At 51.1% G+C, this 24,201-nt stretch carries 20 protein-coding genes and 1 pseudogene; 16 read left to right on the top strand and 5 right to left on the bottom strand.

The features are described from left to right. Positions 1-197: 197 nt before the first annotated feature. Complete coding sequence (locus PT964_RS14825; RefSeq protein ID WP_274364138.1) at positions 198-302, top strand: YjcZ family sporulation protein; 105 nt, start codon at positions 198-200, stop codon at positions 300-302. Between the two features lie 62 nt (positions 303-364). Here the strand turns inward: PT964_RS14825 and PT964_RS14820 are convergent, their stop codons facing one another. Further along, positions 365-640 carry a hypothetical protein gene (locus tag PT964_RS14820; protein ID WP_274364137.1) on the bottom strand — a complete coding sequence of 92 codons (276 nt, stop codon included), beginning with the start codon at positions 638-640 and terminating at the stop codon, positions 365-367. Positions 641-856: 216 nt separating this feature from the next. Between PT964_RS14820 and PT964_RS14815 the strand changes: the two genes are divergently transcribed. The 6 genes and pseudogenes from PT964_RS14815 (at position 857) to PT964_RS26560 (ending at position 8,637) form a co-directional block, all read left to right on the top strand. After that, positions 857-2,521, top strand: a complete 1,665-nt coding sequence (locus PT964_RS14815; protein WP_274364136.1) for an RNA polymerase sigma factor — start codon at positions 857-859, stop codon at positions 2,519-2,521. Between the two features lie 122 nt (positions 2,522-2,643). After that, on the top strand, positions 2,644-3,699 hold the full coding sequence (locus tag PT964_RS14810; protein WP_274364135.1) for a hypothetical protein: 1,056 nt from the start codon (positions 2,644-2,646) through the stop codon (positions 3,697-3,699). Next, entirely contained in the window at positions 3,696-4,190 is a 495-nt protein-coding gene (locus tag PT964_RS14805; RefSeq protein WP_274364134.1) for a GyrI-like domain-containing protein, read from the top strand. The genes PT964_RS14810 and PT964_RS14805 overlap by 4 nt, the downstream gene beginning before the upstream one ends. A 129-nt stretch (positions 4,191-4,319) precedes the next feature. Then, positions 4,320-7,186 (top strand): annotated as a pseudogene (locus PT964_RS14800) (family 78 glycoside hydrolase catalytic domain). A 147-nt stretch (positions 7,187-7,333) separates the two neighbouring features. After that, the gene (locus PT964_RS14795; protein WP_274364133.1) at positions 7,334-8,131 is read left to right on the top strand and encodes a hypothetical protein; all 798 of its coding nucleotides are present in this window, start codon (positions 7,334-7,336) and stop codon (positions 8,129-8,131) included. Positions 8,132-8,499: 368 nt separating this feature from the next. Continuing rightward, on the top strand, positions 8,500-8,637 hold the full coding sequence (locus PT964_RS26560; protein ID WP_425262733.1) for a PEP-utilizing enzyme: 138 nt from the start codon (positions 8,500-8,502) through the stop codon (positions 8,635-8,637). A 14-nt stretch (positions 8,638-8,651) separates the two neighbouring features. Here PT964_RS26560 and PT964_RS14790 read toward each other — a convergent pair whose 3' ends face one another. Next, complete coding sequence (locus tag PT964_RS14790; protein WP_274364132.1) at positions 8,652-9,998, bottom strand: MATE family efflux transporter; 1,347 nt, start codon at positions 9,996-9,998, stop codon at positions 8,652-8,654. Between the two features lie 429 nt (positions 9,999-10,427). Here PT964_RS14790 and PT964_RS14785 point away from each other — a divergent pair, with 429 nt between their 5' ends. Next, positions 10,428-11,231, top strand: coding sequence for a protein phosphatase 2C domain-containing protein (locus PT964_RS14785; protein WP_274364131.1), 804 nt, complete (start codon positions 10,428-10,430; stop codon positions 11,229-11,231). Positions 11,232-11,303: 72 nt separating this feature from the next. On the opposite strand, the gene PT964_RS14780 is transcribed toward PT964_RS14785, so the two are convergent. Next, the gene (locus PT964_RS14780; RefSeq protein WP_274364130.1) at positions 11,304-12,254 is read right to left on the bottom strand and encodes a glycoside hydrolase family 43 protein; all 951 of its coding nucleotides are present in this window, start codon (positions 12,252-12,254) and stop codon (positions 11,304-11,306) included. A gap of 177 nt (positions 12,255-12,431) precedes the next feature. On the opposite strand from PT964_RS14780, the gene PT964_RS14775 reads away from it, so the two are divergent. The 6 genes from PT964_RS14775 to PT964_RS14750 all read left to right on the top strand — a co-directional run bounded on the left by PT964_RS14775 (position 12,432) and on the right by PT964_RS14750 (position 17,951). Continuing rightward, the gene (locus tag PT964_RS14775; RefSeq protein ID WP_337995036.1) at positions 12,432-13,406 is read left to right on the top strand and encodes an ArsR/SmtB family transcription factor; all 975 of its coding nucleotides are present in this window, start codon (positions 12,432-12,434) and stop codon (positions 13,404-13,406) included. Positions 13,407-13,442: 36 nt separating this feature from the next. After that, positions 13,443-13,631 carry a hypothetical protein gene (locus PT964_RS14770; protein WP_274364129.1) on the top strand — a complete coding sequence of 63 codons (189 nt, stop codon included), beginning with the start codon at positions 13,443-13,445 and terminating at the stop codon, positions 13,629-13,631. After that, on the top strand, positions 13,624-15,006 hold the full coding sequence (locus PT964_RS14765; RefSeq protein WP_274364128.1) for an ABC transporter substrate-binding protein: 1,383 nt from the start codon (positions 13,624-13,626) through the stop codon (positions 15,004-15,006). The genes PT964_RS14770 and PT964_RS14765 overlap by 8 nt, the downstream gene beginning before the upstream one ends. Before the next feature lie 70 nt (positions 15,007-15,076). Beyond that, positions 15,077-15,958 (top strand): carbohydrate ABC transporter permease, encoded by an 882-nt coding sequence (locus PT964_RS14760; RefSeq protein WP_274364127.1) that lies wholly within the window; start codon positions 15,077-15,079, stop codon positions 15,956-15,958. Between the two features lie 13 nt (positions 15,959-15,971). Continuing rightward, a complete protein-coding gene (locus PT964_RS14755) occupies positions 15,972-16,844 on the top strand; it encodes a carbohydrate ABC transporter permease (protein ID WP_274364126.1) in 873 nt (290 codons plus the stop codon). A 30-nt stretch (positions 16,845-16,874) separates the two neighbouring features. After that, positions 16,875-17,951 (top strand): family 43 glycosylhydrolase, encoded by a 1,077-nt coding sequence (locus tag PT964_RS14750; RefSeq protein ID WP_274364125.1) that lies wholly within the window; start codon positions 16,875-16,877, stop codon positions 17,949-17,951. Here PT964_RS14750 and PT964_RS14745 read toward each other — a convergent pair. Further along, the gene (locus PT964_RS14745; RefSeq protein WP_274364124.1) at positions 17,944-19,221 is read right to left on the bottom strand and encodes an MDR family MFS transporter; all 1,278 of its coding nucleotides are present in this window, start codon (positions 19,219-19,221) and stop codon (positions 17,944-17,946) included. The two genes, PT964_RS14750 and PT964_RS14745, sit on opposite strands and share 8 nt — an antisense overlap. A 785-nt stretch (positions 19,222-20,006) precedes the next feature. Between PT964_RS14745 and PT964_RS14740 the strand changes: the two genes are divergently transcribed. Then, the gene (locus PT964_RS14740) at positions 20,007-20,927 is read left to right on the top strand and encodes a GNAT family N-acetyltransferase (RefSeq protein ID WP_274364123.1); all 921 of its coding nucleotides are present in this window, start codon (positions 20,007-20,009) and stop codon (positions 20,925-20,927) included. Between the two features lie 118 nt (positions 20,928-21,045). Further along, entirely contained in the window at positions 21,046-21,900 is an 855-nt protein-coding gene (locus tag PT964_RS14735; RefSeq protein WP_274364122.1) for a stalk domain-containing protein, read from the top strand. Positions 21,901-21,957: 57 nt separating this feature from the next. Here PT964_RS14735 and PT964_RS14730 read toward each other — a convergent pair whose 3' ends face one another. Next, positions 21,958-24,012, bottom strand: coding sequence for a HelD family protein (locus PT964_RS14730; protein WP_274364121.1), 2,055 nt, complete (start codon positions 24,010-24,012; stop codon positions 21,958-21,960). Between the last annotated feature and the right edge of the window lie 189 nt (positions 24,013-24,201).

Raw genomic sequence — 24,201 nt, 5'->3', positions numbered from 1 at the left:
GTCCGTTAAAACGGAAAACTCCATTCAAAACGCCGAATAACTGCATCTATGTCCGTAAGAGCGATCCGCAAGCTCTGAACTGGGTTCAGAGATTACCGGCAAGGACGATTGTTCGTTTATCCCGCCCCATTTGTCCATTCATCATCTGCTGGAGCTGCGTATTATGAACAATCTCTATTGTGAAGGAGGTAGGATGCATGGGTGCAGTAGGATGTGGCGGCGCTGGATTTGGAATAAGCACTGCGGCAATTCTGGTACTTTTTATTTTGTTGGTAATTGTTACTGTTTCGTTTGGAATCTAAACCAAATGGAACGCCGGTTTCTCCGGAATCCCCCGGTTCATCCGGGGGATTCCTTTTTTTCTTTAACCGTGAAACAAAAAATATAAGAACGAAATCCAAGACAGAAATTGTCCCGCAACGGAAAGGATCAAGATCAGCGTGAAATAGAGCCATTTTCTTTTTGCCTGCCGATAGGCTGCGGCGAACCATGTGACCCATACAAGAAACCATACAATGAGAAAAATATGGATCCGTACCCCGTCCCCCGGGAAAAAATCGTAAGCAAGGTGGAACGCCAGAAATTGCAAAGCAAACAAGACAGGAAACAACACTACATTGCGCTTAACGATCTCGCTCATGCCGTACGGCCTCCTTGCACTCGAATCTATGGTTTTATTTCCCTTTTTCAACTATTCTAGAAAAGAAACATATCACAATTCTACCAAAACTCCGGTATTGATGATACGAGATAATGAAAGCGGTTACGGGCGGTGAATGAAAAATAATTTTGAATTCGGCTTTTTTGAACTCAGATTTTCGGTGCCGCGAGCATCATTACATGGGGAGGGAAAATGATGGAGGGCGCTTTAGAAGACAACAGCCTGATCGAACGGGCGCGCGCAGGAGATCAGGATGCGTTCGGCGAGCTTGTGCGCAGGCACCGGGCACGAGCGTTCGATTGGGCGCGAAGCTTGGCCCGCGATCCTCATTTGGCGGAGGACATTGTGCAGGAGGCGCTCCTGCGGGCGTTCATGCATCTTGGCACGCTGGCTGACATGGACCGGTTTTTGCCGTGGCTGCACCGAATCGTTCGCAATGAGGCGCTGATGAAGCTTCGACAAGCCGAGCACTCCGGGAAGGAACGTACGTTTACCGAAATATGGAAGGGACGCGAGGCAGACGGCGTGGACTGGGGGGATTTGGACAGCATCTTAGCTTACATAACAGGCAAAAGAGAGCGGAAGGACGACGGCGAGGATCCGTCCGCGCGGCTGGCACAGAAGGAGTTTTTAACGACGATCCGCCACCTGCTGCAATGCTTGACGCCGAAGGAACGGGCGGTGTTTGAAGCTCATTTTTTCAGGCAGCTGTCTCCGTCCGAAATCGCCCGGCTGTTCCGAACGACGACCGACAATGTGTATCAGTCGTTGAGCCGAGCCCGCCATAAGGTAAGGGAAGAGCGCACGCGCATCCGTCTTCAGGATTATGTCCGGGAACGGAGGGATTCCGGCATGCCGGGGAAAGCGGTGCTCCCGCTCAAGAAAGGGCCGGGGTCGGGAGAGTGGAAGCGCTGCAAAACATCTTTCGCAGGCGCGGTTTATGCATTGCTGCCGTACACGAGCCGCGCTCGTTATTCCTTGACGGATGTCATGGGGCTGACGGCTCAAGCGTTCCGGCTAACGGCGGAGGAAGAACGCATCGACGCTACAGGCCCGGCGATGTATTTCTGGGAGTCGAAATTTCATGACGGGCTCCTGAATGTAGGGCTTGAAAGCGAGCATACCGGCGACGGCGGCGAGCCTCCGACACCGTATATGTTGAACAAGAGCATCGCTCATATCCGTCGTTCCGTAACCAAGGGGATGCCGGTTGCCGCATGGGATTTAGGCGCTCCGGAGTTCGGCATTATTTATGGGTATGACGACGAGGAACAGCTGCTGTACGCGGAAGACGTCAGAGGGAAAAAGACGATGTCGTACGACCGGCTCGGACGCGGCTTGTCCGGAGGATTGTTTGTTTTGTCCGTTACGGAGGAGAAACCGATCGGGGAATGGGAAGCGGTTCGCAACGCGCTCGATATGGCGATCCGGCACGCTTACGGGGAGTTAACGTTCGTCGGTTACGTTTGCGGATTAGCCGCCTACGATTGTTGGAAGGAGGCGTTCCGCAAGCGGCGGGTCGATCCGATCGGCAATGCTTATACGTTAAGCATAACGGCTGAAGCGAGAGCTTATGCGGCGGAATTCCTGCACGGGTTAGCCTTCAAGCTCGAAGCTGCGGGGCGCCGGGAAGCGGCCTCCGTTGCCGCAGATGCGGCTGACCGGTACGGCGAAGCGGCCGAGGCGCTGAAGGAGCTGTCCGCGCGGTTCCCGTTCCCTTCCGGCGGATCGCCGAATGATGCTGCAGCGGCCGATACGGCCGTTCAGGCAATCGGCCGCGCGCAATCCGCCGAGGAAGCCGGCGTCCGATCGCTCGAGCGGCTCAGCCGCTCCATTCGATTGTTCGTGAAACAAGATTAAACGGAGGTTGGCAACATGGAGACGCAAACGGCAAAGGTCATCGAAGGTTACGTGTATAACGAAGCAAGGAGCAACTTGGCCAAGTTCACTTGGGAACAGCAAATGGGAGGCGGATGCTGATAATGAAACAAGCAGCTTTGGAGCGGTATCGTTTTTCCGGATTTCATAGATCGCACATCGGAGCCGTCAAGTCGTGCCTCGATTATTTCGACATCCGCTGCAGCGCCGCGTGGGTTTACGGAATGACGGGCAGCGCATTTATTACGGTCGTGGATGAAGCGCTGTCGGCGCCTAACATAGGAGAACCGGAGGAAGAAATGTTTGCCCTCGCACGTCATTTGGGAGTGGACATAAAAGGCTGGCATACCTTTGCGGATGCCGGTTCGTTCGCGCGGCTGCAGCGCGAAGCGTGGGATACCGCCCGTTTCGCTCTAGACAAAGGACTGCCGGTTTTTGCGAAGGAATTGGATTTGGGGAATGAGACGTCCGTCATTTACGCCTATGATGATGCAGGGTATTTCACTTATTCATGGCATGGGGGCAACGGACATGAGGGAGCCGACGACGTAATCCCTTGGACGATGCTCGGGCGGAATTACTGTCCGTGCGCTCCATGCCTGGAAAGGCGGCATACCGGGGAATGGCCCAAAGAATCGGTATATCAGGGCGATTTGAAGGACGGCGGCTTTATATCGCTGCATTACGCTTCGCGAATTGAACCGCCCTCCGATGAAGAAGCCGCCGTCCGGGAAACGTTGAGATTCGCTTCGGCATTCTTCAAGAAGCCTGCGTACCAATGGGGCAGCCGGACGTTCTACAGCGGCGCCGCCGCTTACGACAAGTGGATCGAAGCGGTGCGGAACAACACGATGGAGGGCTTTTTTATGGGGTATTACGCCGACTTGGGGAACGAAGCCCGCCGTTACGCTTATCAATTTTTAAAAGAGGCTTCCGAGCGATTTGCCGGCGGCTTTGCCGATGGGCTGGCACAGGCCGCCGGACACTATAAGCAAGTGAGCGACGCTTTCCGCACATTGAACGATTTGTTTCCTTGGAGCCAGCCGCGCGCGCCGATCGAAGACCCGGACCGGCGGATGCAGGCGATTGAGCTGCTGGAACGGATGAAAGAGCTGGAGCAGGAAGGCTGCCATCAATTAGAGAGGTTGGGATCCGAATGAGCGAGCAAGCAAAAGCGACCGGAACGGCAAACGAAGTAACGACGGTGAAGCTCGGCGAGCTGAAGATGGTTGGATTCCCGGTCAATGTAGCGTTCAAAGACGGGGACTTCAGCCAAATCGGCAAAACCAAACAACGGTTCTTGGAGCGGAAAGGGGAAATCAAGCACGTCGTCAACCCCGATGAATATTGGGCGCCGTGGTACAACTGTGAAGTGATGTTTACATATTTTTATTGCTTGCAGGTCAGCGAGCTGTCGGACATTCCCGAGGGGATGATGGGGTTCACGATTCCGGAATCGCTTTACGCCGCCGTGAAATATGAAGGCCCGCATCCGTGGGAGCCCGACCCTTATGGGCTGTTGGCCGCCTACAGACAGGACAACAATGTTGCGAATCGAGAAGAAGGGATGATTATCGAAAAGTTCGAGTTTGCGAAGGATTGCTTGCCGAATCGGGAAATATCGATCGAAATTTTTACTCCGGTAAAATAGAAAGAGGAATGCATCTTCCTCCTTGAATATATTTGGAATGTGGCTGCATTTTGTTGAAAGCGACTACATATTAGAGCGCAGAAGAAAAGGCTCATTACATTCCAAATACTATTATAGGAGGAAATTCATATGCCGGCCGGATTAATAGTAAGTGCCCTTACGTGCGAGTACCGCACAAATCCGTTAGGGCTTGGCGTTGCGGTTCCCCGTATCAGCTGGCGGATCGAATCGGATGCGCGGCACGATGCAGAAAGGCTATCGAATTGTCGTAACGGCAGAGGACAGTGCGCCCGTATGGGATTCGGGATATACGGAAACGGAGCAATCGATTCAAGTTCCGTATGCCGGTCCTGCGCTTCAATCGAGAACCTGTTACGTGTACAAGGTGAAAGTTTGGGATGCGTCGGGGAGAGAGTCGGAATGGAGCGATACCGCATGGTTCGAAACGGGATTGCTTGATGTAGGCGAGTGGAAAGCACAATGGATTACGCCGAAGGAGAACGATATCGACCCGGCTGCGGAAGCGGTTTACCTGCTGCGGAAACGATTCGAGCTCGGCGGGAACATCGCGTCGGCTCGAATTTATGCAACGGCGGCGGGCGTTTACGAAATTTATGCGAACGGTTGTAAGGCGGCGGATGATTTGCTTTCGCCCGGTTGGACCAGCTATCCGAACCGTTTGCAATATCAAACCTATGATGTAACGGAGCTTCTTCGGCCGGGCGGTAACGCCATCGGCATCATGCTGGGAGACGGCTGGTACCGAAGCGGGCTCGGCTTCGAGGGGAAAAACTACAAGTACGGCGAGCGCCGCGCGGCGCTGCTGCAGCTTCACGTGAAGTATAAGGATGGAACCGAATCCGTCATTGCAACCGATTCGTCATGGAAAGCGTCCGCCGGTCCGATTGTTTATTCGACGATTTACCATGGCGAAACGTACGACGCGAGATTGGAGCAGGACGGCTGGAGCGAAGCCGAGTTTGACGACGGACAGTGGAAGTCGGCGGAAACCTACGACCTCCCGCTGCACCATCTGACGGCTCAGGAAAACTGGCCGATGCGGGTAACCGAGGTGATCCGTCCAATCTCGTATTTCGTCTCCCGCCGGGGACCATGTACTGGATATGGGACAAAATATGGTGGGCCGCGTGCGGATGACAGTCCAAGCACCGGCCGGGACGGAAATCGTATTGAAGCACGCGGAGGTGCTGGATCGGGAAGGGAACATTTATTTCGGCAACCTGCGGTCTGCGAAACAAACCGTGAAATATATCGCCAAAGGGGAAGGCACAGAGCGGTATGCGCCTCATTTCACCTTTATGGGCTTCCGCTATGTGAAGGTGGAGGGTTATCCGGTAGCGGAGCTTCCTCTGGATGCATTCGAAGGCGAGGTCATTCACTCCGATATGGAGCCGACCGGTCAATTCGAATGTTCGGACGAGCGGGTGAACCGTCTGCAGAGCAACATTACATGGGGGCAGCGCGGAAACTTCGTCGACGTGCCTACCGATTGTCCGCAGCGGGATGAGAGATTGGGCTGGACGGGCGACGCCCAAGTATTCATAAGCACGGCGCTGTACAACTTTCAAGGCGGACCGTTCTTTACCAAATGGCTTCATGATTTGAGCGCCGAGCAGCACGCCGACGGCGGCGTGCCGTTCGTCATACCGGATGTCGTGGGCGGAGCGAATTCGGCGGCATGGGGGGACGCCGCGGTCATTTGTCCGTGGACGGTTTATCAATATTATGAGGACCGCCGTCTGCTGGCCGAACAGTACGAGAGCATGAAAAAATGGGTCGAGTATATTCGCGCACAAGGGGACAACGAATATTTATGGAACACCGGCTTCCATTTCGGGGATTGGCTGGCGCTGGACGCCAAAGAAAACAGCTATGTCGGCGCCACGCCTCGCGATTTGGTTGCGACCGCTTATTACGCCTATTCGACAAGAATCGTTCGCGATGCGGCTAATGTGCTTGAGAAGGAAGAAGATGCCGCAGCGTACGGCGAGCTCCAAAACAACATCGTAAAAGCGTTCCAAGCGGAATATATTACCCCTACCGGAAGAATCGCCGCTCCCACTCAAACGGCACACGTGCTGGCGCTGATGTTTGATTTGGTCGATGAGTCCGTTAGAGCGCGGGTGGCCCAAGACTTGAATGAGCTGATTGCGGAAAACGATTACCACTTGACGACCGGATTTGTCGGTACGCCGTATTTGTGCTTTGTTCTCTCAAACAACGGCTACCACGAGACTGCGGTTAGGCTGCTTCTGCAGGAAAGCTATCCGGGATGGCTTTACTCCGTATCGAAGGGCGCGACGACCGTCTGGGAGCATTGGGACAGCATTAAGCCGGACGGTTCGTTCTGGAGCGACGATATGAACTCGTTTAACCATTACGCATATGGCGCAATCGGCGATTGGATGTACCGGAAGGTTGCCGGTTTGCAAATGGACGATTCACTGCCGGCATTTAAACGGATTCGGATCGAACCGTTATTCGGAGCGAAGTCGCTCACTTATGCAGCAACATCGCACCGCTCGATGTACGGTCTCATTGAATCCGGCTGGAGCGTGGATGGCGAGCGCATTGCGGTCAACGCGACGGTTCCCGTCAATACGACAGCGGAAGTTGTGCTAAAAGGCGCGTCGGTGGAAACGTTATTTGAAGGAGATCGCCAAGTGTTGGAAGCGGAAGGAATCTTATCGATCGAGGAGACGGAACATGGAGTGCGGCTGACGGTCGGTTCCGGACAATACCGGTTTTCATATCGGAACGCATCGTTATTCCGAGTCGCGTATACCGAGAAGTCCAAACTGGGAGACCTGTTGAACGACGAAGCGGCAACGGAGGTGCTGAAGAAGCACGTTCCTCACCTGTTCCATGGACCGTTGTTGAAATTCATGAAGAACGCCAGCTTGAAGCAGCTCACGGAACATCGAATGACGGGGGTAACCAAGGAGCAGATCGAAGAAATATTGCTTGAGCTTTGAGCTTCCAGGAAAATATCCTATACCGGAATTCAGCAACTTTTCAGCAAACGCTAATGATCCTTTCAACGGATCCTAAGGCCGGTTTCAGGTTAGGTGCCTATACTTCAACTTGTAAGACAAACCTAAACCGCAAAGGAGACATGAAAGATGAATCATCTTGGCAAAAAAATGTTAACGGGAACGTTCGCAGCAGGCTTGATATTAGGCGGGGCGGGCCTTGCGCATAACAGCGTGTTTGCCGCCGCTTCAACGGACACCTCCTCAACCGGTACTTCCCCGGCTGTAACCGGCACCGCTTCAACTGCCGCCGCGGCTCAGAAGAAGGCGGATAGAGGAAGACACGGCGGCGAATTTAAATCCGGCGGCTTGGTGAAGACGACCGCCGATCTGCTCGGCATGACCGAGAGCGACGTGCTCGATCAGTTGGGAAAGGGATCGACTTATGCGGAAATCGCTCAAGCAAAGGGGCTTTCCAAAGAGGCGTATTTAAGCAAGCTGATTGCAGCGGAAACGACTGAAATGAACGATCGGCTTAGCTCCGGAAAAATCACACAGGAGCAAGCGGATCAGCAAAAGGAATCGTTGTCCGAGCGGCTTTCACAGATCATCGATTCGAGTGAAACCGGAAGAGGCCATGGCAGGGGCTACGGCCACGGACGCGGCTTCGGCTTCGGCTTCGGCCGGATCGGCAAGCCCGAAGAAGTCGCGCAAATTATCGGCATGACCGAAGATGAAGTGAAAGCGGGGCTCCAATCGGGCAAATCGCTCGCGGAACTGGCGCAAGCCAAAGGAATGTCGGAAGAGCAGCTCATCCAAAAGCTCAAAGACAATATGACGGATGAGCTGATAGAGTGGGTGAATTCCAAACATGCGCCTTCAAGCACAAGCACAGGCGCAGGCACCGACACTGACACTGACGCGAACTTGAGCACAACAACAAACTAAAGCGTCGCCTCTAGCGCAAACAAGCGGCACACCCTTATGCTGTGCGCCGCTTGTTTATTGCGATCCGGCAGTTGCCGTTAACTAACGGAAACGGATGTCCGCTAAAATGGGCTAGTTTACATAATTCGGCGAATTAACGGAAGGCGTTGTCCGCAAACACGGCNTTTATTGCGATCCGGCAGTTGCCGTTAACTAACGGAAACGGATGTCCGCTAAAATGGGCTAGTTTACATAATTCGGCGAATTAACGGAAGGCGTTGTCCGCAAACACGGCGTTTTCTCTCGATTTTTTGACTTTTCAACAAATTAGCGGACATCTTGTTCCGTTTTTTCGAGGGATCCAGCCGTTTGACCCGAATTAGCGGACAATGTGTTCCGCTAACTTCGCTTTGTCCCATGCGGGCATTGTGGCCCGGGAGTATAAGCTTCCGGCCGTAGTCGGAACGAAGAATGCGACTCCATCCTGCGAGATGGAGGCAGGGTTTGGAACCGTGAGCGGCGATTAATGCGCAAAGCCGGTTCACGAAGCTTCCTTCACCGACACTCTGCTCCAATCCGTTCGATAAAACCGAATCGTGACCGTGACGCCGAACAGCATCAGGAACGTATAGAGCGACAGCCAAGCGCCCATGCTTCCCCAATCCAGTACGAATACGGCCAGGTAAGACAGCGGGACAAAGACGAGAAAGCCTAAGACAAACGAAGTAATCAGGAGGAACGTCGTATCTCCCGTTCCCCTCAATCCTCCCGCGTAGAAATTTAATAGCCCGTCAAACAGCTGGAGAAAGGCCGAAGCCATAATCAAAAAACCGGCAAGCTCATACACCGACGGGTCGGAGGTATATATGCTCGCAATTTTTTCCGCCAAAAAAAATTCGACCGTACCGACGACCAGCAGCAACATCGAGCCGAGCACCGCCGTATCCGTGCCGAGCCTGCGCGCTTCTTGCGGCGTTCCTTGGCCGATTCGCTGTCCGACAAGAATCGTAGCCGTCGAGCCGAACGCGAAGGCGGGCATAAAACCGAAGGACATGACGTTCAGGGCGATTTCGTTGGCCGCCAGCGCCCTTTCGCCCAAGACCGCCACGAACATCGTAAAGATCAGCATCGAAACGCTGAGCGAAAACTCCTGCACGCCCAGCTTGCCGCTTTCTTGCAAAATGAGCTTGGCTTCCGACCGGTTCCAAGACACCTTGGAGCGCGTCCGATACTTGCCGTGGAGGCGAATAAAATAAGCATACAGGCACCCTGCCAGGCCGACCGCCTCCCCAAGGAAGAAAGCCCACCCCGCGCCGGTCAATCCGTATTCGGCGAAGCCGAATTTGCCGTAAGTCCAGGCGTAAGTGAAGAATACCATCAGAAGGTTGGACAGCACCGAGAGAATCATGGGCGTCTTCGTATCGCCGATGCCGCGGAAGAAGCCGTGAAACACGAAATTCAATATGCCGCACGCCATCGCGTAAAAGCGGATCGTCAAATACGCTCCTCCCTCCGCAAGCCCGCTCGACGCTTCCCCGCCGATCAAGCGCAGAATCCCGCCGGAAAATCCGTATCCGACCGCCAAAATCAGAAAAGCTACAATCGTCGTCACATAAAGCGCAATGTATGTTCGTTCGATCCCCTTCTTCATGTCGCCCGCGCCGTAGTTTTGAGCGACCAAATAGTTGATCGTGTGGCCGATCCCCGAGAAGATCGCCCACGCGTTATACATGACAATATTTGAAACGCCTACGATTGCGATCGCCGTCGCGCCCAGCTGGCCGATGATGATCAAATTCAATGTGCCGGACAGCGTCGCCGTGGCGAACGAAACGATCGACGGTATGGCCAGCGAAAGGATTAATCCCCAATGTTTTGTTAGACGCATATGTATGTTCTTTCCCCCAAAAGTTCGATAATTCCATGTTATGATATCCGCCGATTCAAAACCACTACAATTTTCTCCGGTCCGAAGCGCGGCATTTTCAGTATATAGAGGATTTCTTCAATGCGGCATTTGTTCTAGAATACAGGAAGGAGAAGTTGGTTTCGTCGAATAGATCCGTAACCCGTATGAACCGGCTACACAACATAGCAACACTACGAGTTACTAATGGCTTGTTTTTCGAGTTGCTCGGGAAATTAGCCACACTATGAGTTGCTACTGCACCCAAAATCTCGGTCCAAGAGTTAGAAATTGGGGAATAGCAACTCCAGGCGTTGCTAAAAAAAATTTAGACCTTCGTTTTGGACCGAATAGCAACCTGTAGTGTTACTTTTTTCAACCAACTGTTTTCAAGTCGGAGGAGCTTAATATATGAAAATTCACGCGTTTTCCCTTGCAAGCCCGTTGAAGCGGGAATGCGAGGATGCTTATTTCGTCAATGCGGAGGCCGGAATTTACGGCGTTCTCGACGGCGTGACGCCGCTTCATGATTTCAAGGATGAGAGCGGGCATAACGGCGCTTTTCTGGCTTCGAATTTGTTTAAAGCTTATTTCGAACGATTAAATCGTGTCGATACACTTTCGGACGGGATCGTACAAGCAAATCGCCTGTTAAGAAATAAAATGATAGAGTATCGCGTAGATTTTTCCGTAAAGCATGAGTTGTGGTCAACCTGTATCGCCGCCGTGCACATTCGGAGCGATACGGTAAGCTATGCCCAGCTCGGGGACTGCATGGCGCTCGCCCGTTTCGCGGACGGCACTGTTCGCGTACTTACGGAAAACCGGGTCGAAGGTGTGTCGGAGCGGGCCCGAGCGAAAAGAGAGCGAGAACGGAACAACGGCGTAGAACTGCCGGACGAAAGTTTTTACGATGCGCCACGCAACCGGTGGATTTACCAGCGCTGGATGGCAAATACGCCCGACGGGTATGGAGTGGCCAACGGCACGGATGAAGTGCAGGAGTACATCCAGTCGGGTTCGCTCCAAACATCCGGTTTGACGCATCTCCTTTTGATGTCGGACGGGATGTTTTTCCCGGGGAAAAGCTTGGAGACAGCGTTTGAGATGCTGTTAACCTCAGGGTTCGAATCGTACGCCGAACAAGTGAAGCAGGCCGAGCAGGCCAGCGGACTGCAACCGGATGATCGAACCGCTATTCTGCTCGAATTTTAAACAACGAAAGGAAATATGCGTTTTTTTGGGGCGGCGTCGTAACGGCATATTTCCTTTCTTTGCATGATCTCGCTACATTTCCCCGGACGGCTTCGCAATCGGAACCGAAGTAGAAACAGGCGATCCCAGATTCGGAGTAAGGTCGTCATTCCAAGTAAATGCCTGCATCCGAACATTTCTCTGCCAACCCGAACCTTTTGATTTGGCGGCGTGGTAGACGATCCAATCCTCCGTGCCGTCGGGGGATCTCACAAAACTATTGTGTCCGGGACCGAATACGTCTTCGGTCTTGGAAAAGACCGGGAGCGGATGCTTCCGCCAAGAGGACGGAGAAAGCAGGTCGCTATGCGCATCGGCCGACAGCATGCCGAGACAATAGTCGTCCGTCCAGCTTCCGCTGGCCGAGTAGATCAAATAGATGTTTCCGTTCCGAACAAGCGCAACCGGCCCTTCATTAACGTGAGGCTCTCCGATGGTTTCCCAGTCGTAAACCGGTCTTGAAATTTCGACCCTCTCACCGGAAATCGTATACGGGTTGCTCATCGGGGCGATGTACAAATTTTGCCGAACGTTGACATCGCCCTCCCACCCGGACCATATAAAGAAGAGTTCGCCGCTGTCTTTGCGGAGTACGGTGCCGTCGATCGCCCATTTATCGGATGCGTCGGCAATCTTTCCTCTATTCATATAAGGCCCGAAAGGGTCCTCGCTTTCCGACTCCAATACGTACATCCGATGATTCTCATTTTCCCCGTCATCCGCTGCAAAATAAATGTACCACTTGTCGTTGATCCAATGAATTTCCGGCGCCCATATGTTTTTGCTTTGCGGACCGGATTCGGGCGGAGTCCATACGACCTTGGAAATTCCGGAGGGAATTCCGGTAAGCGAGGTTGATTTCCACAAGGTAATGTTACTTCCTGTCGTATGGGTGTAATAGTAATACCCGTCCTTGCTCACAACCCATGGATCAGCGCCGTCTTCAAATATCGGGTTGCGAAATGCAGCCGTCTTCAACTCCATGTCAAAAATCCTCCGAAATCGATGGTTTATTAAAAACAACATTTATTGTTTTATATTAATATAAGCGATTGCAATTGGAAAGTATTGAAAAAAACGAGAATACATTGTATTATGAAAGCACTATCAAACAACTTTTATTGTTTTAAAACAAAGTTTTTAACGACAGAAGGGCATGAAATGATGAAAATCATAGCGGATCGAACCGACTCCAATCAATCCAACCGAGTATTAATTACAACCATTGATGATTTTGCCGAAATTGCGAAAGCGCTTTCTTCCGATTTGCGCGTAGCCATGTTCAAGCGGCTGCTGAAAGGAAGCATGAACGTAGCGGAGATTGCGGAAGTGTTTCAAATTCCCGCTTCAACTGCAGCAGTCAATATTAAGAAGCTGGAAGACGTCGGGTTAATCCATACCGAGCTTATTCCGGGCACAAGAGGAACTCAGAAGATGTGCGCGGCGGTGTACAGCCGGATCATCGTCGACACGAACGAAGAAGCGGAGCAGCCGGAAAACTTTGTCGTCGTCAACATGCCGATCGGACATTTTTTCGAGTGCAGCATTAGCCCGACTTGCGGAATTCTCGGAGAAAAATCGATCATCGGCGAATTGGACGATCCCGGCGCTTTTTATGAACCGGAGCGGACGACGGCACAGCTCATTTGGTTTCGCAAGGGGTATCTTGAATACCGGTTTCCGAATCGGGCTCCGCACGGGACCGTCATTAAAAATTTGGAAATTACAATGGAGCTGTGCTCGGAAGCGCCGTTATCGAACCCGGATTGGCCGTCCGACATTACGCTCTGGGTTAACGGGGTCGAAGTAGGGACTTGGACGTGTCCCGGAGACTTCGGCGGGGAACGCGGGTTGTTAACCCCCGACTGGTGGGGCAGCGGAAACACTCAATTCGGCTTGCTCAAAACATGGCGCGTGAACGACCGCGGGACGTTCGTAGACGGCCGTCAAATTTCTAACGTCGTATTGGATAAGGTGCAGCCGGGAGCAAATTCGTATATTGTCGTCCGCATCGGTGTAAAGCCCGACGCCGTGAACGACGGAGGAATCAATTTGTTCGGCCGAAAGTTCGGCAATTACGAGACCGATCTGGCCATGAGGCTCGATTACGTTAGCCGAAATGCAAAATCGTCGTAAGCGGGAACCTTTTCATAAAGGAGGGGATGCAAGGGGATGGAAGTACAAAAAAGAACGAAAGGGTCGCCCACGCCAATGGAATGCGATCCTTTCGCTCACGGCTTCGAGAAGAAGGTACGGAAGTACTTCTCGCTCTTCCCCATTATGACACAAATTTCTAATGCTGTAATGCAAATAACCGATGGAATCGAAAAGCGATTAGAAAGGGGATTGAAGTATGTTTAAGAAGAATGCTCTGTTTCTCTTATGCCTCATCCTTGTACTTGGATCGTTAATAGGCTGCGCGAAAACTCCCGAATCGGCCGACTCCGAGCCGCCGGCGACACAAGACAGCAAAGCTGCAGACAGCGGCACCGATTCGGAAAGCACGAAAACCGAACCGCCGAAGGAAGTTACGAAAATTAAGTTTTCCGGATGGGGCGACCCGGAGGAAAAAGCGGTATTTGAAAAGCTCATTAAAGATTTCGAAGCGAAAAATGCGGATATCGATGTCGAATATTTGCACATTCCTGCAGATTACGTAGGAAAGATGAATACGGTGCTGGCCGGCGGAAACGCTCCCGACGTATTTTACGTGCCGGACGGCGATTTCGGCAGATGGGTCAGCACAGGGGTTCTTATGAATATCCAGTCGTACGTGGACGCGAGCTCCATCGATTTGAACGATATTTGGGAATCGGCGCTCGGACGTTACAAGTATGACGGCAAGAACCTGGGAAGAGGAGATTTGTACGCGTTGCCGAAGGATATCGGCCCGACGGTGCTCTACTATAACAAGAAATTGTTCGACGAAGCCAAAGTTCCTTATCCGAGCCCGGATACTCCGATGACCTGGGATGAGCTGCTCGGCCTCGCCGCCAAATTAACGAAAGACGACAACGGCGACGGCAAGCCGGAGCAATACGGAATGGGGCCGATTTGGTGGGAAGGCTTCGTATGGGGCAACGGCGGCGAAGTACTGAACGCGGACCGGACCGAATTCGTGCTGAACAGCAAAGAAGGGACGGATGCGCTTCAATTTGCGGCGGATATTCGAAACAAACACCGCGTCGCCCCCGATTCCCGCGCGCTTCAAGCGATGAACGACGGTCAAATGTTCGAAACCGGCAAGCTCGCCATGATCATTCAAGGACGTTGGATGGTTCCGGCATACCGCAAGCTCGATTTCGATTGGGACGTAGCTCCTCTCCCGACAAAGCAGTGGGCGGGCTGGAGCGGATCCGTCGGCTTCGGCATATATGCCAAATCGAAAAACCCGGAAGCTGCCCACAGGCTCGTAGAGTACCTCGCGGGACCTGAAGGACAAAAGCTTCAATCGGAGCTTGGGTTTGCGATCCCGAACTTTAAATCGATGGCGAATACGGACGTATTCCTTCAGCCCGGCCAAAAACCGGAGCATGCTGAGGTGTTCATTAAGGCGGCCGAAGCGGAGCGTCCGGGTCCTTGGACGTATGTGCCGAACAACAAATGGTGGGACGTACTGAATCAAAACCTCGGACAGCTGTGGGACGGCAAAAAATCCGCTCAGGATTTAATGAACGAGTTGAAGCCGGAAATCGACAAAGCGTTGAAAGAGGGCAACCCGCATCTATTTGAATAACAATCGTGAAACGATAAGGGAGAGAACTTCTCTCCCTTACTGTTTATAATTCAATGGAAGGGTGGGGACGGTGAACAAGCGCCGCTTTAACAAAGAGTACGCATGGGCATATTTATTTATTTCGGCTCCCATATTGGGCTTCATGCTTTTCGCTTTTATCCCGATCGTCTATTCGGTCTACGTGAGCTTTACGAAATTCGACGTATTCAATCCTCCGGTATTCAACGGGGTTGCAAACTACGATAAGCTGCTGTTCGACGATCCGCTGTTTTGGAAGACGATGGTAAACACCTTCTATGCGGCTGCGGGCATTCCCGTCGGTATGGTGCTATCCTTAGGAATCGCCATTGCTTTAAATCAGAAAGTTACAGGAATCAATATTTTTCGAACCGCATTTTTCCTTCCGACGATCAGCTCGGTCGTGGCTTTGACGCTGCTTTGGAAATGGATTTTTAACTCCGACTTCGGGCTGCTTAATTATTTCCTTAGTCTTCTTCATATTACGGGGCCTTCCTGGTTGAACGACGAAGACTGGGCGATGCCGGCTATGATTATTCAGGGCGTATGGTCGGGGCTCGGCTTTAACATGGTGCTTTATTTGGCCGCACTGCAAGGCGTGCCGCAATCTTTATACGAAGCCGCAGAAATTGACGGAGCGAACGGGTGGAAAAAGTTTCTCCATATAACCGTTCCCGGCATTTCGCCGACAACCCTTTTTATATTAATCACTTCGATCATCGGGGCGCTGCAGGATTTCCCGAGATTTATGATCATGACCGAAGGCGGACCGAATTTCTCGACGACGACCATCGTCTACTACTTGTTCCTTAACGCGTTCCGGTATATGGACATGGGATACGCTTCCGCTATGGCATGGGTGCTGGGCATTACGATCATGATCATCACGCTGATCAACTTCAGGCTGTCCAGACGGTGGGTCCATTACGATTAAGGAGGGAGTTCCGTTGACTGTAACGACTGCTAATCGAATATCAGCCGCTTCTCGGCAGAGAAAGGGCGGCACCATCCGAAAAACAATCGCATATTTGTTTCTCATCACGGGCTCTTTGTTTATGGCCATCCCCTTCTTATGGATGGTTTCCACCTCCTTAAAGCCTGAGGGAGCCGTGTTTACCATGCCGCCGGAATGGATTCCGAAGGAATGGGTTTGGGAAAACTATGTTTTTGTATTAACGAAGGCAAGCTTGCTCGGCGGATTCGCCAACACCTTAATCATCATTATTCCGCCGACGTTTATCGGCTTGTTTACCAGCGCATTGGCGGCTTACGCGTTCGCCAGAATGAGATTTCCCGGGCGTGACATCCTGTTCGTCGCTTTGCTTGCTACCATGATGATTCCTGGAGTCGTAACGATGATTCCTACCTTTATCCTGTTTAAGTACATCGGTTGGATCGACAGCTGGAAGCCGCTGATGATCCCCGGCATGTTCGGCGCGGCGGCCGCTGTATTTTTCCTGCGGCAGTTTTTCAAGACGATTCCTTCGGAGCTCGAGGATGCGGCGAAGATTGACGGCCTGAGCCCGTTCGGCATATTTTCCCGCGTCATGGTGCCGCTGTCCAAGCCGGCGCTCGCGACTCAGGCGATATTCGGTTTTTTGGGCGGTTACAACGATTTTTTGGGTCCGCTGATTTACATTAATACGCCCGAAAAGTACACGCTGCAGCTTGTTCTCGCTTCGTTTCAAGGCTTCTACAATGCCGAATGGACGTACATTATGGCGGGTTCGGTGTTGGCGTTAATCCCGACGATTTTGCTGTTTTTCTTCGCTCAGAAATATTTCGTCGAAGGCATCACGATGACGGGTATGAAGGGCTGATCTCGCGCAATGGGAACCGGAGGGGCAGGTATGAAGAAATCTATGGCGGTAGCTGCAGGTTTAGCCGGAGCCGCTTTGATGATTGCTATCGCGGCCATATTTGTTGCCGATCGAGGCGGCAGCGGCAATGCCCCGGAAGCTCAGCCGGAGCCGGTGTTATATACTAACCCGGTTTTCGAGCCCGTGCTGGCCGATCCGTCCGTCATTCGCGGGGAGGACGGATTGTTTTACGCCTTCGGCACGGAGGACGATTGGGGAGACGGGGAAGGCTCGCGCCTTATCCCCATCCTGAAATCTCCCGATTTGATTTCCTGGGAGGTATCGGGAGAGGCGTTCGAATCGAAGCCGGAATGGAAGGACAGCGGAGGGCTGTGGGCGCCGCACATCGCATATTTTAACGATAAATATTACTTGTATTATTCGATGTCGGAGTGGGGAGATCCGAACCCCGGCATCGGAGTGGCGGTAGCGGACAAACCGGCCGGACCGTTCGAGGACAAAGGAAAGCTGTTTACAAGCGACGAAATCGGCGTTAGGAACTCGATCGATCCGATGCTGTTTGTCGACAACGGAACCCCCTATTTGTTCTGGGGAAGCTTTCACGGAATTTACGGGATTGAACTTGCGAAGGACGGGCTAAGTATAACCGGCGAAAAGTTTCGCATTGCCGGTTCCGATTACGAGGCGCCGTACATTATTAAGAGGGATGGCTATTACTACTTCTTCGGGTCACTAGGGTCCTGCTGCGAGGGAGAAAACAGCACTTATAGGGTTGCGGTCGCCCGTTCGGACAATATTAAAGGCCCTTATACGGATCAGCAAGGCGATGACATTGTGTATTCGCAAGGCAAGCCTGTTGTCGTCGGCATGTTTATGACGGGCGAAGAGAAGGAGTTCGTCGGACCGGGGCATAATTCGATCGTTCGGGACGACAACGGAACGGACTGGCTCGTCTATCATGCGGTGGATGTCAGTTATCCGAAGCTCGGCAACGGGGCGACCCGCAGACCGCTTATGATCGATCCGCTGGAGTGGAACGACGGATGGCCCGCGCTCAAAGACCTCCGGCCGTCTACGAAAGAGCAGCCAGGCCCTTATTTTAAATAAGGGCCTCGCTTTTTTGTACGTTAGCCGCTTCCGGCTGCTCCGCATACATCCGAAACAATTGGAAATATAGTACGGCACTGACGCACGCGAACGCCAATATGACGGTGAGTACTCCCATAGGCGGCACCCAGCCGGACAGGAACACCGTCATCGGGGCCAAAAACTTCCCGATCGTGTACTGCAGGCTGTCGGCCCCCATATATTGTCCGCGCGCATGCTCCGGGGCATAGCGGCTGATGAAGCTTTGCATGACCGGAGAACGTAAAATTTCGCCGAAGGTAAAGACGACCGTGATGAGAAACAGGTACCAAATATTCGAGTTCAATCCGATCAGGAATGTGCCGACACCGGACAACAGCGAGGAGAGCATGAATAAATTGCGCTCTTTCCAATGACCGAACCATTTCGTTACCGGAAGGATCAGCAGGACAAACATCAAACCGTTTAAGCCGAGCAGCCATCCGAACACCTCCGTGCTGGAGAGCGACATAACGGGACGCCCGCTCCACGCGAACAGAGGCTGAGGAGGGACATGATTGATCACGTATACCGGCAAATACAGATCCAGCTGCATAATCGACACCAAGGCGCAGATGCCTGCCAGTATATAAACCAGAAACACTTTATCGCGAAAAATGACGCCGTAACCCTGCCACTGTTCCTTAAACACATGAGCGATCGATGCGGAAGCTTCCGCCTTCTTGGCCGATTGCGGCAGCGTTTCGTGAACGATGAAATAAATGGCGGTAAAATAGAGCAGCAGCACGGCTGCGCACGTCCACAGCAGCTCTTGACGATAGTGGAAGAACAATATGGCGCCCAGGGCGGGACCGAGCACCGCGCCGATGTTGTTGGCCGTCATAAACGTTGCGAACACTTGGCGGCGGCTATGCGCGGGAACGAGGTCGGCAACCATAGCCGAGCTTGCGGGCCTGTATACGGCTCCCCCCAGCCCGATGCCGATAAAGGCGAAGTAGTCGATCCAGTGGGACGGCGACATCGCAAACATAGCAAACATCAGCGTTTGAAGCGACGCGCCCAGCAGCATGACGGGGCGCCGTCCCAACCGGTCCGCCAAAGCGCCGCCGAGCAGGCTCCCGAGCATGCTGAAAATCGGCGGGACCGTCATCAGCAAGCCTGCGATGTGATTGCCTAACGCTTCGCCGAAATAGACGGTAATAAACGGGAAGTACATCCAAAACAGCATGTTGAACAGCGCTTCGCCGAACAACCGGACCTTCAAATTGGTATTCCATAAACGGATTTGCACGACTGCCTCCTCGTACATGCGCGGTATTTGTTTCCCCGGCCGGGTAAACAAAATATAGAGCATGCTGCGGAAAAAATATAGACTTATTTTTACGTCTGTTTTATACTAATAATATGAAGGTCGAATATACAATGGCTTTGCTTTGAGTGCTTCACCAAACGAACATTAGTTCTATAGTGAGATGAGACGCCCTTTACGGTGCGTCTTTTTTTAGTTTCGAGCGGGGACATCCCCTTTTGAGGCAGATAAATGCTACAATGCTACATTAAGAACAAGGAAACTTGAAAATACGGACACGATGGACCCACCCCCACACGGCTAACGGACACCACAGACGCTATACCGCCAATTTGCCCACTTCAAAACAGCTAAAGGACACCATAGACGCTAAACCCCGATTTTTGGCGCTGATTCCTNCTCAGCGGCGTCTACCCCTGCATTCACTTACAATGTTCTCCCCTACCAAGACATCGAAATCCTGCGAATGAGAGAGTATTCGTGAGCATTCCCCTTAAATACGAGGGACGGACACCACAGACACTAAACCCCGATTTTTGGCGCTGATCCCCGCTTTTTCGAAGCAATAACTGCAATGGTGTCCGTTAAAACTGAAAACTTCATCCAAAACGCCGAATAACTGCATACCCGTCCGTTAGAGCGAGCAGCCCTCAGGCGGGAGACATAACTATAATCGTTTTTTCACTTGAAGTGTTCCTAAATAATGGATTATTCTGAACGTTGAACAGCCGTTCTTTATAGCTGTCAGAGGCGGAGAGTGAGAACATATGACGGTACAGTTTCGGCCATACAGGGATGAGAGCTATTACATAGCGCTCCGCAAGGTGATCACCCAAAAATTTATCGACCCGAACCGCCGGTTTTACCCAAGTCTGGGGGATTTCGACTACAACCGCGCCTTCGGCGGCGAAACGTTCCTGCAAAATCTGACGATTTGCGAAATCGAGGACGGGACGATCATCGGCGCCATTTGGCCAGGGCATTATCGAATTGTTTATTGCTTTACCGGGCCTCAATACGTTCATCTGGAAGATGAAATATTCGCCTGGGCGGAAAAACAGTATTGCGGTCCGTCGCTCGAAGATCGGAGCGGACAAGAAGTTTATATTTGGGGTTATGTGGAAGACCAGCCCCGAGTAGAGACTTTGAAGGCCAGAGGATACGAGCAGCATACGTGGTACATGTATTCCGGGGTAATCGATTTGAAAACGGCGAACCAAGAGCCTGCCTTTCCTGAAGGGTTCAAGGTTCGACCCATTGAGACCGGCGATTTAGAGCAAAAGGTCGTTATCATGACCGGTTCAGCCGGGTTGACTGCGCCGGATATGGCGATTTATCGCCGTTTGATGTCCTGCCCGACGTACCGTCAGGATTTGGACTTGGTCATTGCGGACGAGACGAATCAAGTCGTCGGCTTTGCAAATATTTGGCTCGACAGCGAGAACAATATTGCCATTATCGAGCCGTTCGGAACGGCTCCCACACATCGAAGGCGGGGATTGGCGACGAACCTGTTGTACGAGTGCATGCGCCGCTTGAAGGAAGCCGGCGTCAGCAAGCTATACATCAATCACGGAGGAATGTGGACGCTTGATCCCGAACCGGATGACGCAATGCGAGTTTATACGAGGGTCGGCTTTCAAACACTCGGAAATATGTTTGTATGGTGCAAGCATCTTCGAGGTTAATGGATTCAAAATCACCCTGGAAACAACGGCATATATCGTATCGATGCAACCAAACAACTGTAATTGCGTCTAAGGATATGCAAAGACTTCTGAGTAATTTTAAGGAGTGTTACGAAATTTGAAGATCAACAAATGGAAAATTGCCGCCGTTATTATTCTTATTATGCCGATGCTCTTGTCAGCGGGAGCGCATATGGCAAATGCGGCTTCCAAGTATGTCGTGCTGGAAACGGTATGGGAGGATGGACGTAAAAGCCATGTGGATACGCTTCTTAAGGACGGAGTAACTTACGGAAGTTTTTTCACGCTCGGAAGTGCGGCAAGCTTGCGTTGGGGTATGGAAGGTGAAGACACGGCGTTCTTAAGCGGGAATAAGAAGCGCATTGTCGTTCACATGGGAAGCAGGTTCGCCGAAGTGGACGGTCAAAAGGTAGATATGGGAAGGGAACCTGTGTGGTATATTAGTCATCTCTATGTTCCGATCCGATTCCTCGCAGCCGTCTTGGACGGTGAAGTGGCCGAATGGAACAAGGAGACAGGAAAAGTGACCGTTACGGGACTGAAAAATTATAACGATACATTTTATGGAAGTATGATGGGACACAGCTATATGATTCGCGCAGGCGAAGGGGATCTTGAGATTACCAATGTCTATACGGGGCATAAGGATTCGATACCGTTGGGACTGAAGGATATGAATGTGAATACTCATAATCTCACATTAAACTTCAAGTGGACCCCTAAAAATTTACTGATAGTAACCGTTGTTTATGCTGATCGAATGACCGGCGATTACGACCTGCATACATTGGTGTTCAAGAATCAAGGCTTGATTCGCAAAGCAGTCGCTCACGGGTTAACCGAGCAGCATGAAAACATGCGGCCGGATGGGAAAATTCAGTTAATCGACGATAATTATATTCGCGTGATAGAAGATGAAACCGGCAATGTGCTGGAGGTAAATGCTCGGTAAATGTAAATGAGATGAAAGTAAAAATGTCGTCCGACATGTTGTCGGACGACAAGTTGATCATTGTATCAACGGTGATGGTTCTCCATGATAAAGCAGTGTTAATCTATGCAGCGCTCGGGTACAGCCGACATATAATAATTTCGCGTCCTTAGGTGAAGAAGTATATCGTCTTTTATCGACATCTATAATTAATGCTGCATCAAATTCTAGCCCCTTGGACAAGTATACCGGAACAATTGAAATGCCTCCTTGATACTTTCGCTGCCCTTCCGAAATCAAAAATGCTGAGAAACCCATATCCGATAAATCTGTGTGTATTTTTAAGCAGTCCTCGAATGTACGTCCAATTATTGCGATGGTTTGCATACCTTCACTTTGATATTCGTGAATAATGGATTTCAACGTTGATAATCGCTCATTTTCCGAAGTGATCGGAATGAACGATACAGGTTCACCGCTGCGAAACACGGGTTGCGCTGACGGAACCGCCGAATCAGTAAAGGGTAAAATGTGATTTGCAAATTCGATAATTTCCAGCGTCGACCGATAGCTTTGTATTAGTTCGTGATACGAGATTTGTTCGACATGAAACAATTCCATTATCTCCTCCCAGCGACGAATTCCACGGTAATCATGGATTCCTTGCGCCAAATCCCCCAGTATCGTAAACGAGGGCTCAAGCATGCATTTTTTTAGCAGTGCGATCTGGAAAGGAGAGGCATCCTGTGCTTCGTCAACCACCACATGGTCAAACAATTGTTTTGGCAATCCATTGAATGTGAAGTGAATCCAAATAAGCGGAGCGAGATCTTCCTGCTGGACATATTTTTTCTCGAGATACGAGTCTTTGGGAAATAAGCTTCTGTAAAAGGAGAATACATTAACTTCCGGAATGTGCTTAATATAGGATCGCAAACAATGTTTTGCTGATTTACTTATCACTTTACGCTTCTTACTGTCAGCTACTTCTTTAAGCTGCATTTCTAACCATCGATTTATTCGACCGATTAATCGTTCTCTGCGGGCGGCTATAGGATAATGGCGATATTCCTCGTAAAACCAACGGCGAATAGTTTGTGCCGGCAATATGCAATCTTCCCATGGGATAAAATCTATGTCTTTAATATAATTTTCTTCAAAACTTCGAAGCTTGGCGTTTATCTCGTTCATGAAGGCAGTAGACCCTTTAAGTCTTCCCGGTGCTTGATCCATAGTCGTTGGTTCCTGATCTTCCAGCGAAAACCATAGGATTCCTTCAGATTTGTCGTTGGAAAGATTTACTTGCCCGTCTATACCGCTCAGCAGGTCTAGTGCCCATTCCGTAAATGTAGTTTGTTTGACATTGCCCACCCCCAGTTCAGGGAGCACACCGGAGATATAGTCGAGAAACATCGTATTTGGAGCAAAAATGATCATTCTTTCCGCCCGCATTTTATCCTGATATTGATACATTAAAAATGCAAGCCGGTGCAAAGCAACAGTAGTTTTTCCGGATCCGGCCGTTCCTTGAATAATCAAGGCTAGATTTCGTGGGGCCCGTATGATTCGATCTTGCTCAGCCTGAATCGTAGAGACAATATCCCGCAGACGGTTATCCTTTTTTTCTCCAAGACGATACAAGAGGAACTCATCGCCAAGGCCAATGTTGTTTTCGCCCCCACGTACATAGCTATCCACCACACGGAGTAAAGTATGTTCGCGAATAGATACATTGCGCTTACGGTGTATTTCTCCTTTAATTACCCCATCGGGCGCCTCGTAAGACACAGCAGTGTCCCCACCGGTAAATGAATAAAATAAGCTTGCTATAGGAGTTCTCCAATCAATGATATACGGATGACCGGTATCTCCACACTCCATGCCTCGCTTACCGATATAAAGCTTCATCGTTTGAGGTACGCCCTCCTCCTGAAAGTCAAGGCGGCCAAAGTAAGGTTCTGAATAAAGCTGCTCCAGGCGATCCAATGTTTGTGCTTGCTTAGCGTCCAATACTTGCTCGGTAAAATCGTCGCCAAAATAACGTGGTTTTAGTTGGGAACGTTGTCGTTCAATTTCCATCAAAGTTTCATTCAATCGGGCATCTTCTTCACTAAAGGCATTTTGAGTGCTCATAACAGTACCTCCTAAATATTTCAAAGCCTGATACATATATTGGCATGTTTTTCAAAAAAGAAATAGACTTATGTTTTACTGTTTGCTATGATGTTAAATAGGTAATGGCTACTTTTAATAGAACAAATGTTCGCGAAATAACCGGGTAAGATCCTCATCCGAGAGGAATCTTGCCCGGTTTTTTTGAGC

This window comes from Paenibacillus thermotolerans (assembly GCF_028745515.1).
Lineage (GTDB): Bacteria > Bacillota > Bacilli > Paenibacillales > YIM-B00363 > Paenibacillus_AE > Paenibacillus_AE thermotolerans.
The sequence above is the reverse complement of the archived record's forward strand: the minus strand, read 5'-3'. Positions and strand labels throughout refer to the sequence as shown.